Annotated in this window: 11 protein-coding genes and 1 pseudogene; 2 read left to right on the forward strand and 10 right to left on the reverse strand. The window is 64.5% G+C overall.

Features of this window, described 5'->3' with window-relative positions; translation table 11 throughout:
- Positions 1–1046: 1046 nt before the first annotated feature.
- Both ACOOHF_RS00400 and ACOOHF_RS00405 read left to right on the forward strand, forming a co-directional pair.
- The gene (locus ACOOHF_RS00400) at positions 1047–1874 is read left to right on the forward strand and encodes a hypothetical protein (RefSeq protein WP_420462940.1); all 828 of its coding nucleotides are present in this window, start codon (positions 1047–1049) and stop codon (positions 1872–1874) included.
- Between the two features lie 364 nt (positions 1875–2238).
- Positions 2239–3321, forward strand: coding sequence for a hypothetical protein (locus ACOOHF_RS00405; RefSeq protein ID WP_420462941.1), 1083 nt, complete (start codon positions 2239–2241; stop codon positions 3319–3321).
- A gap of 188 nt (positions 3322–3509) precedes the next feature.
- On the opposite strand, the pseudogene ACOOHF_RS00410 reads toward ACOOHF_RS00405, so the two are convergent.
- The 10 genes and pseudogenes from ACOOHF_RS00410 to ACOOHF_RS00455 all read right to left on the reverse strand — a co-directional run.
- Positions 3510–4358 (reverse strand): annotated as a pseudogene (locus tag ACOOHF_RS00410) (HsdM family class I SAM-dependent methyltransferase); the annotation flags it as partial.
- A gap of 188 nt (positions 4359–4546) precedes the next feature.
- Positions 4547–4846 carry a hypothetical protein gene (locus ACOOHF_RS00415; RefSeq protein ID WP_420462942.1) on the reverse strand — a complete coding sequence of 100 codons (300 nt, stop codon included), beginning with the start codon at positions 4844–4846 and terminating at the stop codon, positions 4547–4549.
- 1 nt (position 4847) lies between these two features.
- Positions 4848–5918 (reverse strand): BF3164 family lipoprotein, encoded by a 1071-nt coding sequence (locus ACOOHF_RS00420; protein WP_420462943.1) that lies wholly within the window; start codon positions 5916–5918, stop codon positions 4848–4850.
- Complete coding sequence (locus ACOOHF_RS00425) at positions 5915–6130, reverse strand: hypothetical protein (RefSeq protein WP_420462944.1); 216 nt, start codon at positions 6128–6130, stop codon at positions 5915–5917. The genes ACOOHF_RS00420 and ACOOHF_RS00425 overlap by 4 nt, the downstream gene beginning before the upstream one ends.
- 46 nt (positions 6131–6176) lie before the next feature.
- Positions 6177–8276 (reverse strand): anti-sigma factor family protein, encoded by a 2100-nt coding sequence (locus ACOOHF_RS00430; RefSeq protein ID WP_420462945.1) that lies wholly within the window; start codon positions 8274–8276, stop codon positions 6177–6179.
- A gap of 2 nt (positions 8277–8278) precedes the next feature.
- Positions 8279–8797, reverse strand: a complete 519-nt coding sequence (locus ACOOHF_RS00435; RefSeq protein ID WP_420462946.1) for an RNA polymerase sigma factor — start codon at positions 8795–8797, stop codon at positions 8279–8281.
- Between the two features lie 342 nt (positions 8798–9139).
- Positions 9140–9553: a hypothetical protein gene (locus ACOOHF_RS00440; protein ID WP_420462947.1), complete on the reverse strand. Its 414-nt coding sequence runs from the start codon at positions 9551–9553 to the stop codon at positions 9140–9142.
- 43 nt (positions 9554–9596) lie between these two features.
- The gene (locus ACOOHF_RS00445) at positions 9597–9731 is read right to left on the reverse strand and encodes a hypothetical protein (RefSeq protein WP_419940961.1); all 135 of its coding nucleotides are present in this window, start codon (positions 9729–9731) and stop codon (positions 9597–9599) included.
- Between the two features lie 77 nt (positions 9732–9808).
- A complete protein-coding gene (locus tag ACOOHF_RS00450) occupies positions 9809–11938 on the reverse strand; it encodes a zf-HC2 domain-containing protein (protein ID WP_420462948.1) in 2130 nt (709 codons plus the stop codon).
- A gap of 10 nt (positions 11939–11948) precedes the next feature.
- Positions 11949–12476: an RNA polymerase sigma factor gene (locus tag ACOOHF_RS00455; RefSeq protein ID WP_420462949.1), complete on the reverse strand. Its 528-nt coding sequence runs from the start codon at positions 12474–12476 to the stop codon at positions 11949–11951.
- Positions 12477–12650 lie beyond the last annotated feature (174 nt).

Here is a 12650-nt window from a genome sequence, read left to right on the forward strand (position 1 = left end):
GAGTGAACACGAGAACCCGGTTGGCCGTCGGCAGCCTCGGCGACGGGCTCCGCGCATGCGCCCAGCGCCGGAAGGGCAACGAGGCGTCGCTGACAGCGTGTCGGAGGCAACTGCACGTTTGGGGCAACTCTGGGGGCATCTCAGAGGCTTGCAGGCCAATTAGCCAAGGGACACAACGAGTTACGTGCTCTCTTGACAGGTTGCCGTTACCCGTGAACTGCTTGTAGTACCCCTCGCACGGAAGGAGCCCCGAGCGTTCTTGCCCGCATTGATCAAGATAGCGGTGGACGCTTGGGACTTCCGGAGCGCCGAGCGCAGGATGCGTCCCCTTGTTCCGCTGTTCCCGCTCTTGACCGCCCAAGAAGCACAGACTCTTGCAGAGGGGGCTGTGGGAAACGGCCAGGTATGGTCGGCCTTTGAGTGCCGAACGGAACACCTTCCCGAATTCATACGGGTGAGAGGACACCAGATCAAGCCTGCTACGCTGAAGGCCCTCCAGTATCAGATCGACAATAACCGGCGATACATCCCAAGCCCAGAGGAACCTGCTTGACGTCGAGATGGAGCAGGAGGGTGTGGACGGGTCGATGACCCGTCACCTTTGGGAGTGACCCGCGACCCGAAATGCTGTCGGGAAGGCCCTGTGTGACTGACCGAATCGCTCGCCTCTGTCCCACGGGGCTCGATTCGCGGCCCACAACCCCTTCTCCCCAAGTCGCGTCGTCGCATGAAGGCTGTCGATGATCGCGGCCACCTCGGCGTCACCTGGTCGGGACCTTCGGCTGAGAAGTCCCGGTTCACCCGGTCCCGCGAGGCCTTGGCGCCGGCATCCCGCTTCGTCGTGCCCGTCTTGAAGCGCCTGCGAATCACGCCCTCGATGCCCAGCTCCCTCATCAGGCACGCCACCCGTTTGTGCGGCCCACCCGCTCGCCCCCGGCCAAGAGCGCCGCGTGGATCCCGCTCGCGCACTCGCGCCCGGCCATGTACTCTGTGGCGGTTACAGCTTCATGCCGCGGCCAGCAACCCGAAACCTTGGAGGGAAAGACATGACAACGACACCTACCGGCCCGGTGTTCATTCACTTCGACCAGACGGGTAGTTTTCTGGATCAGATCGGTCACGTCGGCCCGATATGCTTTGATACCGATGAAATGTCGGCCTTCTCCCTGCATCCCAAGACGAAGGATTTCGAGCTCCCTTTGACAGAAGGACCGATTAATTTCCGGGTGTTACGGAGCGATGGCTTGCTGTCGCACCGTTGGGGAGTGGACAATAACAAGAAGGGCGATGCATATCTGTATTGTCGCGACGTGCCAAACGCGGAGAAGGTGAGCTTTCACGCCTCTGGAAAGCAGCACATCTCCCTGAGGCCCGAAGTGGCCAAGCAGTTCGGGAAGGACAGCCGATTTATCAAGGAATGGCAAGAGCCCGAGCTTGAGCGGGAAGCTATCGCGTCGTACAGTCTCTTATTTTCACCGTGGGCGGGTGGGGTACATATGGACCTTGGTGCGATCAGGAAAAAGGACGAACTGCTGATCGTGGGCCACGATGAGAAAACCGTTGTTGTGGCCTTCTTGATCGTAGATGCTGCAAAGAAACTGCAGGGCAAGGTGCCTCATCTTGTGCTTGGACAACTACCGCTCGGGTCAGAGAAGAGTCTGCACGTTGTTGCTTGGAAAGAATCGTCAAGTGATCACTTCGAGAACGAAGTAAAACAACACTTCCCCAGCGTCGCTATGGAGTTTGCGCGAAAGGACATCAGCGAAGGTGAGTATACAATAGTATTTTACGGAGACCGCAAGCTCAATTCAGTTTTTGCGCTGCCCGTGCAAGTACGACACACTCCCAAGGAAACTCCCACGACGGGCCCGTAGTCCCCGTGCAGATGGTCTCGGTTTCGGATCTTGGAAACCGACTGGCGCGATGCCTTGCCAGCATGGCAAATCCCCGGTACGCCGGGCGAACGGCTCCTCACCGGTACCTGACCCCGGCCCGCGCCCGCGAGGAACTCAGCCGCAAGGCGGCCTGATGGTTTAAGTCGCCCCTCTGTCCAGAAAACCGGCACCACTACAGGTGACATCTAGGCACGGCGCGGACGGAAGAGCGGAGCGGCAGTGCCCAGCAGGCCGGGGCAATTGCTACGAGGACGATGGTGCTATTTTGTTGATCGACTTGTGAGCGGAGAGAAGGCCATGAAGAGTCCGCGAGGCGATCATGGTCGCTGCCGAGGCGTAGCCCATGGTTCACGAGATGCACCGCAGGTCATGCCACGAGAGTCCGACGAGGCACTTCGTCCACAAGCTGATCGATTGGGAGCGGGTCGACCAGCGTCTTGGGCGCTACCCGGAAATCCGAAAAGCGTTCTCGATGAAGGTACTCCGCGCGGCTGAGGAGAGCCCGCCGTACTACTGCCACTACATGGCTTGGCGGCTGGGGACTTGGAGCGCGGAGAGTGAGGGATGCCTTGCCAATCTGGACAAGCTGCTCGCCAGCGCCGCAGAGCTTCCGAACTGGGAGAACGAGGAGTCGGTGCTCAGTAACGGGGAGTACGCGACCTATTGGTCACTTCTCTGGCAGCTGCAAGTGGCCGCGAAGCTCCGGGCGGTCGGCCGGAACGTGACCTGGAGCGGGCCGGATGGCGGGCCCGATCTCTCGGTCGAGGTGGACGGACGACGATGGTATGTGGAGTGCTATGTCATGCGGAAGTCGTATTACCTGTTGCACTTCCTTCAGGAGTGTCTCTCGAAGATCCTCCGCCTGAGCGTTCAGGACGACTATCCGCTTTTTTCGCGGATGTCCTTGCCCAAGGCCGACCAGTTCTTGGATGACAAGCTCGAACCGTATTGCGATGCATCTCGCCGCGAGGAAGCGAGGGCGAAGTGCGTCACTATCGTTTACGAGGACCAGTGCGCGGTCGAGGTGGCCGAGGAGGAGTGGGAAACGAACGAGTCGGACGACACGGTCGAGACAAGGCGGCGTTCGCGGGGGCGGTGGGGCTCTCCCGAACAACACGTCACCACGATGCTCAAGGAAGCGGTCTCGAACAAGCAGGATAGCAACAGCCTCCGTGACCGTCATCCGAACGTTCTCGCCGTGAATCTGCTGCTGACCAACGGCGAGGCCGCTGAGTATCACGATCGTGACGGCAAAATGATCGCTGGATGTGCGCCAGAGCTCCCGGACGCTCTTGACGTATTGGCGGTTGCCAATTGCGGCATTGACGCGAGCGTGGCCAACCTCAGGATTGCCTCATGTCGCTCGCCGGATTTGTGTTGCGAGGGACGATGGCTGGAGGCGGCCGGGCTTGAGACGCGGTCCTGATTGCGTGTTGTGAGGGCGCTGACCGGGGTACATGACGATGCTCGGGATTCCCGCCAATCGTTTCAGTATTTCCGGCTATCCTGACACGATGGGGTCATGTCTGGTCAATCGGCAAGAAAGGCAGATCGTGCAGTCCAGGTTGACTTTAGACGATTCCTTGCCGTGTTTCACGCCATGTGGACTCCGCTGATCCACCGGCGGATGTTGCTCTCGCCCTGCCCCGCGGAGCCGGTGAAGAGCGAACTGCCGTTGTGGATCTCGGCGATGCGGCTTCCGAGCCGGGTCCCCTGCTTCATCTTGGAGAGCTTGTTGGCCAGGAAGAGCATCTGGCCGTCGCTGGAGCGGGTGACCAGGGAGTACTCGGGATCGTCCGCGTGCTCGATCACGAACCGGTGATCCCGCATCTCCTTCTTGCCGCCCATGCGCTCGAGGTCGGTCTTCCAGCTCTTCCCGTACGGTGGGTTGGAGAGCATGAAGTCGAACTCGCGCGACGGGAACGCGTCGTTGGAGAGCGTGGAATACTCCGGGCCGCCCATGATGTTGTCGGCGGCCTCTCCCTCCCCCTTCAGCAGGAGGTCGGCCTTGCAGATGGCGTAGGTCTCGGCGTTGATCTCCTGGCCGAACAGGTGCGTGGACACCTGCTTGCCCCGCTCCTCCGCGAGCTGCTGCAGCACGTCCTCGCCCACGGTCAGCATGCCGCCGGTCCCGCACGCGCCGTCGTAGAGGAGATAGGTGCCGTCGTCGATCTCGTCGGCGACCGGGAGGAAGACCAGCTTCGCCATGAGCTCCACGGCGTCGCGCGGTGTGAAGTGCTCGCCCGCCTCCTCGTTGTTCTCCTCGTTGAAGCGCCGGATCAGCTCCTCGAAGACCGTGCCCATGCCGTGGTTGTCGAGCCCGGGAAGCCGGACCGTGCCGTCGGTGTTCATGACGGGCTCCGGACTCAGGTTGATGTCCGGCGAGGTGAGCTTCTCGATCAGCGTGCCCAGGGCATCGGCCTTGGAGAGCCGCGGGATCTGATTGCGGAACTCGAAGTTCTCATGGTTAAGCCGTCCATCTGTCTAGGAAACCGGGACCACTACACCTGACAGCTGCCCCTGAAGATGGGGGACCGTGGCCACCCCGCCCCCCCCGAGGTTAGTTGAGAAGCCCCCGCCGTTGCGAGGTGGGCACGACCCGGGAGGGATGTTGCTGTTGCACCCCGTGGAGCCCGGGATCAGTTCACCGCTCACCTGCCACGCTTGTAGAGCGTTGCGATGTGATAGGCAAGCTCGGATACAGCCCTGGACAACTGGGAATCGAAGTTGATCCGCTCCTCCGCCGAGAAGATGTTCAACGCCCGGTCGAAGTTGGGGACCTGCGACACGAAGGCGGCCCGGTCGGCTTCGGGGAGACCCTCGGCGAGCCGAAGCGCCGCCGCCGTCACTTCACGCTTCACCGACGGAGATGCCGCCTCATAGAGTTCGACGAACGTCAGTTCGAACGCGAGCCAGTCCACCCAGTCCGCGAAGGAAATCGTCTGGCCCATGCTAGAGCGCGGGCAGTCGGTAACGGGCCACCCACGGGCTCGGCTCGGGCCCGCTCGCGTACAGCCATGTATCGGAGGCATCCACCGCGACGGTCTCCGCGGTCCTGTCGAGGTACAGGGTCGTGAGGTATTCGCCGTCCCACGTGAAGACCTGGACCTCCTTCGTGGCCCATGGCGTCCCGTCCTGCATCACCCTCCCCCCGGAGAAGAGGCCGTACAGGTGGCGATCCGTCGCGGCCAGGTCCGTGAACCCGTAGCGCGTCTCGGGGCCCACCGACATCACGGCCCTGCCCTCCCGCGATCTTCCCTGCTCCCACGAGGGCTGGAAGGGGTCGGGCACGGCCGCGTGAGCGATCACTTCGCCATCGGAGTCGAAGATCTCCAGCAATCCTCCGAGGAGCGTCGCGGCGGCCAGGCGATCACCCGCGGGATCGGCCACGACCCGGCTCTCGTAGGCCTGGAGGAGCGTGGAGCCCGGCGCCTCACCGGCTTCGGGCGGGAAGCCGACGATGGTGCGATCGAAACTCCGCTCGGCGTCGTAGCGGGCGACCCGGCCTCCCGTGACCCAGCCCCCGGCGAACCAGCGACCATCCGGTACGCGGACGAGCGACCCCGCGTTGGGACCGTTCATGGGGAGCGTGTGAGGGGAGACCACGCCGCCCGTCTCGATCTCGTCCAGAGACAACTGGGTCAGGCGCTGATGAGCGCCGTCCAGAATCCACACCTCGTCGGGCGAGGTCGAGGCTCCGGTCACGATCTGCTCGGGATCCATGAACTCCCCCGGGCCATCGCCCTGGCGCCCGTAGGAACCGAGGCGCCGCAGACCGTCCAGGTCAAAGACATGGACGCTGGGTTCGAGCATCGCGTCGATCGCGACGACCCGGTCCTCGACGAGCGCGAGATCCACGATCCACCCCAGCGCATCGTCCGAGAACAGGTTCTCGGCGGCGAGCGCGGCCTCCGGCTCGTGACTCGCATCCCCCGCCCCGTCCCCGGAGCGGCACGCCCAGATTGAAGCGGTCGCGAGTGACCAGATCGCCCAGCGACGCAATACCATGCTCGGGGCGCTCATTGCACGCCATCATCTTTGCAGTGTGGTGCGTGGTTCGTTAGCGGTGGCTTGACACAAAAGCAGTCCAGCATCGTCCGGTGGCCGCAGTCGCCCGACTCACACGACGCCGTCGAGAGTCCCAGGCCGACGGCCGCCTCGGTGTCGCGCGTGATCGGGATGATGGCGAAGGCAAGCGCGATCACGGCAGCTGCGAGCAAGCGTCTTCCGGTCATGGCTCGTTTCCTTTCCGTTTCGTTTGAACTGGGGAGACGTGAAGCGTCACATCGCGAGCACGAGTGAAATGCGGAGAGCCGTTTCCAGTTCCTCGCCGCGGTGGCGAAGCCTGCCTCCACGGTCGAGGACGAAGTATTGCAGAGTGCGCCATGCCCCAAGCTCTTCCCAGACCCGGTAGTCCGGATCGTGAAGGAACTGGGCGTCGATCTCTGGACGGTCCCCCGGCGACGAATCCGTCCGCTGGGTTACAAGAACGGTCCGCACTCCGGTCGAATTCAGTCGTTCGGCATTCAGGGTCAGAAGTGCGAAGTCCTCATCGGGGACGAAGTCCGGCCGACTCGTGTAGAGGACGAGCGTCACGCCGCGACCGGCACCGTCCGCCTGGTCGAGGGCTGTCTCGCCCCCGGTTTCGGTCCGCAGGCCTCCGTCGAAGTTGACGTATTCGTTCAGGAGCCCCGCCACGACCCGTTCCTGCATGGCCGCCCGCGCCGCAGCCAGTTGGGCATCGGCCGGCGTGCGCCGCGCCGCGTTGTCTTCGTCGGAGAGATACGGCTCCAAAGGGACCACCGGATCCACCCGCGCGAGCGAAGTCAACTGGGCGGCGCGAGCGTCGGAACCGAGCGAACGATGGATCTCGGCCGCACGCGCGAACACCTGTGGATTCCATGTCTCTTCGACCGACCGCTCCAGGGCGTCGATCCCACCCGCGATATCGCCGCGATCAAGGCGTAGGCGCGACAGGTAGAGGTAAAGATTCGCCCGGCTCTGGCGCGTCCCTGCTTCGAAGTTGTAGCGCGACTGATCAAGCCGACGTTCGGGACCGACCCAGTCCCGGCTGTCGGACAGGCGGTCGAGGATCCAGCGTTCGGCCAACGTCCACAGTGCGGGGACCTCCATCAGGCTGCGCGCCACTTCCGTGCCAAAGCTCAGACTCCGAGCCCAAGAACTGGCCTCGTGCTTGCGCAGCCATTCCTCCGTGAGGACCGGATCGGCCAATTCGTACGAGTATCGCAATCCCAGTTGCGCCGTGGCCGGTGCCCCGACGCTCGCCCAATCCTCCTCGAGTGCAGCCAGCTTTTCTTCGGTCGTGGCCTGGGAGAGAAAGATCTCCTGCAGGCGGACCAGGGCAGCCGAACCGTGGTGCGGATAGCGCTTCCTCAGCTCACCCCACCAGTAGTCCGCAACGTCGGGGCGCTCGAGAAGTCTGGCGTAGCGGCTGAGCGCATCGATCTCCACCGGCCCCGGATTCCCGCCCCGGGCCGCCCGGTCGAGCCCGCTGAGACGCGCCTCGCGGGTCGACAGAAGGGTGTCGATCGAGTCCGCCGGAAGCGCGGCAAGCTCGAAGGAGAGGAGCCAGAGCCAGAATTCCGGCTGCCCGGGGAACTCCGCGGCAGCCCGTTGGGCGATCGCCGCGGCTCCGGCATTGAGTTCGAGCGCCGCCAGCACCTGGTAGCGGCGCGCGTCAAGCGTCGGGCGGCCCCGTCCATCCGGCTCCAGATACTCCCAGAACCGACCGAAATCAGTATCGAGATAGGTTCCTTCGCGGTCCTCGACCGTAGCGACCGCGTAGACGGTGCCGGGCGGCAGGTCGGCGACGCCCTCGAACCTCCCGGGAGCTTCCCGGGAGAGTTCGATCTCGCTGAAACGACCTTCGTTCTGCGCGAACCGGAGCGAGTCCGGGATCCAGTACCGGATCCGCGCCCGGACGCTGGTTTCCGCGCCCAGCGGGGAGATGGTCTCGTAGCGAAGCGTCATCGCCCCGCCGTCGGCCCGCTCGAGCGTCAGCGCGCTCGCGCCCGCCATGGCGCGGTCCGCACCGAAGGTCAAGACGAAGGCGGCGGCCATGAGCCCCACCACACCGGCCGCCAGGGCGATCCGCCAGCCTCGCTGCATGGGCTCACGCCCGTGTGTTCGCAGCTCGGAGACGGGTGCCGCCTCTCGATCTTCGGGCCAGATTCTGTCGAAGGCGTGGCGTGGCGCCGACGGAGTCTGAAGGGCCCTGAGGCCATCCCCAAGCTCCCGAATGAACTGGGCCTCCCCTTGGCACTTCGCGCATGCGAGCAGGTGCGCGCTCACGTCTGCCGAGGACGCCGGGTCGAGATCACCGTCGGCAAAAGCGCTGAGGGTGGGATAGTCGATATGCATGCCTATCGTTCTCCTAGCGTGGCCCGCAGCGAGGCCCGGGCTCGACAGAGTCGGGCCGCGGACGCCGTGGGCGTAATCTCGAGAAAGTTGCTTATTTCCTTGTGCGAGTAGCCTTCGATTTCCTTCAGAATGATCACGGCCCTGAGCTTGTCCGAGAGCGTGGCCAACGCTCGCTCGAGCGCGATGGTGTCCAGTGCGTGAGGGGGACGGGTCGGCACGTCATCGCCGATTGGAATCTCGCGACGCCGTTGGCGCGCCCGGATCGCCTGCAGCGCCTGGCGCGTCGCGACGACGCGCAGCCAGGTTCCGAGCGAACTCCGTTGGTCGAAGCTCTTGAGGGCCGTTGGCAGGTAGACGAAGACGTCCTGCAGCACGTCCCGCGCATCGGGCGAAGAGTCCGTGAGACGGTACGCGACCGCGAACACCATGTCCGAGTACTCCTCGTACAGGGCGCGGAGCGCTTCGCGGTCCCCGGCGGCGGCCCGTCGGGCCAGCCGCCCTTCCCGATTCGCCTCGATCACGACGGATTCTTCCGGTCGTCAGCCGCGCCGCAGGGCGAATCGCGACCCCCGAACCTGGCCGGAAGGAGATACAGGCCCTCACACACCTCGAATCCAGCCATGACCAGTTTCTCCCCAGGACTTGCGGCTCGATCCCACGGCTTCGAAACGACTCCGCTGCGCGTCTCGATCGTTCCTCGTGAGTCCCCTTGCCATGATTCCTCGTGTCCAGACATACCGACATATTTGTTTAGATGACACGAGGGGGCGAAACCTTACATCCGTTGGGGGCCTACCGGTCGCGCCGCTGTCGGGCGGCTAAGACGCATTCAGCAGCAATTCACCGTATCGCCACCTCGAGAGCTACTTCGTCCAGATCGCCACGGCGCCGCAGCGCGCGTCGTGACCGCCGAACTCGGCCGGGAGCGCCGCGCCGCCCGTGTACACCTCGATTCCGGCGATTTCGGTCGGGAGGACGAGATCGTTGATCGATTCCCGAGGGTTCATGTCGGTGCCGCCTCCCGACGTGAGGCTCCAGCGCTCCTTGCTCCCCCGGATGGCGAGGTTGCCGTCGAGGAAGATGTTCAGCTTGCAGCCCTGGTCCGAGAACCCCCGCGAGTGCGTCGTGCTGTACAGCTTGCAGCCGTGTCCCCACATGTCGCAGTTCGCGAGGCGGACCCCCGGGGCGTCCGCGATCATGTGCGTGATGCGGAGGGGGCTCCGGCGCTCGATGTCCTCCGCCGTGAAGAACGCGCTTCCTTCAACTTCACCTGCCAACTCTACATGCGTACCCGTACCTGGATTCGCGGCTGGTTCAGGGCTACGCATTCCCAATGGACCAGCCCGCCGTCAAGGTATCAATCGATTCCGTCCATTCCGGCCCGGTCGCCCGGTCCACGAGGGTGTAGAGCGCCACGCCGATGAGGAAGCCGAGAACGGTCTTCATAGCCGTCATGCCTGCTCCTTCGCTTGATGGGGTGTCCCCCTTTCCTTTCGCCGATGGGCATCCGGCTCAGGATGAGCCACTCTTCCTCACATGGAAAGTGCGAGCGCGATCCGGAGAGCGGCTTCCAGGTTCTCCCCGCGATGGCGGAGTCTGCCGGTGCCATCAAGGACGAAGTACTGCGGGCTCGCGGCTGCGCGAAGCTTCTCCTGGACTTCCCGCTTCGCGTCCAGATAGAAGGGTCGGTGTGTTCCTGACCCTTCGTCTCGCGGCGAATCCGGTCGTTGTGCGACGACCAGAGTGCGCACACCAACCGCCCCCAAGGGCTCGGTGTTCAGCGCCAGAAGCGCAGACGCCTCATCGGGTATCTCGTCTGGCTCGATGGCGTAGAGAACCAGCGTCACGCCCTCCGGACTGGCCGCCCGTCGGAGCGTCGTCTCTTCACCGGTCTCGGATCGGATGCGCGCGTTCAGGTCGACGTGTTCGTCCAGGAGCTCCGATGCGATCCGTTCGCGCAGGGTGACACGGGCCGCGGCCAGTTGAATCTCGGTCGGCTCGGGCCAGGCCGAGTCGATGTCGGCGGAGAGGTACGGCTCCAGCGGCGTCACCGGGTCCACCCGTGCGAGCGCGATCAGCTCGGCCGCGCGCGCCTCCGAACCCGAGGCGCGATGGATCTCGGCCGCCTGCACGAAGACCTCCGGGCTCCACGACTCCGCCACCGAGCGCTCCGCCGCGTCGGTCGCGGCCTTCAGGTCGCCGCGCGCGAGGCGGATGCGGGCAAGGTGGAGGTAGAGAAGCGCGCGGCCCCGGCGCGCTTCCGCTTCAAAGCTCCGACGAGACTGATCGAGGCTCCGTGCGGGGCCCACCCAGTCCCGGCTGTCCGAGAGACGACGGAGAATCCAGCGTTCGGCGACCGGCCACAGGACAGGTACTTCCATCACGGCTCCCGCCACGCGGACATCGTAGTTCAGGCTCCTGAGCACCGGATTGGCGGCGTGCCGGGCGAGCCATTTCTCGGTGAGGTCCGGATCGGCGAACTCGTAAGAGAGCTGCAACCCGACCTGGGCCGTGACCGGAGCCTTGGTGATGGCCCAGTTTTCCTCGACGGCAGCCAGTTTCTCTTCATCCGTGCTTGAGGAAGTGACGATCGACCACAAAGTGACCAGTGTGGCCAGACCGTGTCGCGGATAGCGCGCGAGCAGTTCGTCCGCCCAATAGTCGGCCAGGTCCGTGCGTCCCAGTAATCGGGAGTAGCGCCAGAGGGCGTCCATCTCCACGGGTCCCGGATCCCCCGCCCGGGCGGCACGGTCGAGCGCATCGAGACGCGCGGCGTGACGTCGCAGCAGCGTGTCCGGTGGCGCTGCCGGCCACACATCATCCGAGAACAGGAAGGACCACACCCAGAACTCCGGCTGCCCCGGGAATTCCGAGGCCGCCTGCTCGGCCAGTGCTCCGATCCTGGTGACGCGGTACTCGAGAGTTGCGAGGATCTGGTGTCGCCGCGCCCACAGGGTCGGGCGACCTTGTGCGTCCGTCTCCAGATACTCCCATTGTCCGCCCAGGCCAGCATCGATGTAGCTTGCGTCGTTGTCCTCGATCGTGACGACGGCGTAGGCGGTGCCCGGTGGAAGGCTCACGACTCCCTCGAATTCCCCGATCTCTTCGCCGGAGAGTTCGATCGCACTGAAGCCCGGCGCGGTCTGCATGTATCGGAGCGAGTCCGGAACCCAGTATCGAATCCGCGCGCGGAGGCTCGGTTCCGTTGCCAGTACGGAGACGGTCTCGTAGCGGAGGGCCAGCGCCCCATCACCGGTCCGTTCGAAGCTGAGCGTACTCGAGCCCGCCACGGCCCGGCCGGAGCCAACGGTCAGCAATATGATGGCCGCGAACAGCCCCAGAACCCCCGCGCCGATGGAAGGGAGCCACAAGGGTCGCGACGAAAAGGCCGGTTTCGCCTGCGCGCCGGCGAGCGGAAGAATCGTTACATGGCCCGAGTCCTCGCGGAGGAGATCCGCAAGTAGTTCGTCGGGCGGCTTCGGCGTCGGAAGCGTGCGGATCGTCACGCCCGACGAACGTATGAACCGGACCTCCTCCCGGCAGGCCGCGCACCCTTGAAGGTGCGACCGGACGGCCTCAGCGGACCGTCCAGTCAGATCGCCGTCCGCAAAGTCGTTCAGTGTGGCATAGTCAATATGCGCATCCTGGCTGTCTGGCTTCATGCCATATCTCCTACCCGTCGCGCAGCGCGTCGCGAAGCGCCGCCCGCGCCGTGTGCAGACGTCCCCTCGAGGTTGAAGGGGGTATGCCGAGGAGGTCGCCGATCTCCTTGTGAGAATAGCCCTGCAGTTCCTTTAGAATGATCACCGTTCGAAGCTTCTCCGGGAGGGAGGCAAGCGCACGCTCGAACGCGATCGAATCGATAACGGAAGGTGTCCGCCGCGCGCCGAAGAGGCTCTCGTCCTGGACGGAGACCTCTCGACGCCTCCGTTCCGCGCGGAGTCGCACAAGGGCGGCGCGGGTCGTCACGGCCCGAAGCCAGGGCCCAAGCGAGCGCTTGCGATCAAAGCGTCGGAGAGCCTTGGGAAGACGAGAGAACACGTCGTGCAACACGTCGCGGGCATCGGCAGAGGACTCGGTCAGGCGATACGCGACGGCGAACAGGTCCTCCGAGTACTCCTCGTACAGCTCCCGCAGAGCGTCACGGTCACCCTGCGCCGCCCTCCGCGCCAGCCGTCGTTCCCTCGAGGAGGCGATCACGCTACTTCGCCCCGATCCGTTTCACCGGATCCTCCCCTGGCCTCGAAAGACCCATATCTCCACCGCAAGCCAACCCGAGCGAGGCCAGGACCGCGACATTGAAGTCGTTTAGTTTGCGCACGGTTCCCTCCCGGGATACCAGGGGTCGACTGTCGTCAAAACGAGCCGGGCTGG

The sequence above is a fragment of the Candidatus Palauibacter sp. genome, from assembly GCF_965216145.1.
In the GTDB taxonomy this organism is placed as follows: domain Bacteria; phylum Gemmatimonadota; class Gemmatimonadetes; order Palauibacterales; family Palauibacteraceae; genus Palauibacter.

Coding starts and splice junctions, on each gene's coding strand:
- ACOOHF_RS00400 (WP_420462940.1), top strand. CDS start 1,047: ATGACAACGACACCTACCGGCCCGGTGTTCATTCACTTCGACCAGACG.
- ACOOHF_RS00405 (WP_420462941.1), top strand. CDS start 2,239: ATGGTTCACGAGATGCACCGCAGGTCATGCCACGAGAGTCCGACGAGG.
- ACOOHF_RS00415 (WP_420462942.1), bottom strand. CDS start 4,846: ATGGGCCAGACGATTTCCTTCGCGGACTGGGTGGACTGGCTCGCGTTC.
- ACOOHF_RS00420 (WP_420462943.1), bottom strand. CDS start 5,918: ATGAGCGCCCCGAGCATGGTATTGCGTCGCTGGGCGATCTGGTCACTC.
- ACOOHF_RS00425 (WP_420462944.1), bottom strand. CDS start 6,130: ATGACCGGAAGACGCTTGCTCGCAGCTGCCGTGATCGCGCTTGCCTTC.
- ACOOHF_RS00430 (WP_420462945.1), bottom strand. CDS start 8,276: ATGCATATCGACTATCCCACCCTCAGCGCTTTTGCCGACGGTGATCTC.
- ACOOHF_RS00445 (WP_419940961.1), bottom strand. CDS start 9,731: ATGACGGCTATGAAGACCGTTCTCGGCTTCCTCATCGGCGTGGCGCTC.
- ACOOHF_RS00450 (WP_420462948.1), bottom strand. CDS start 11,938: ATGAAGCCAGACAGCCAGGATGCGCATATTGACTATGCCACACTGAAC.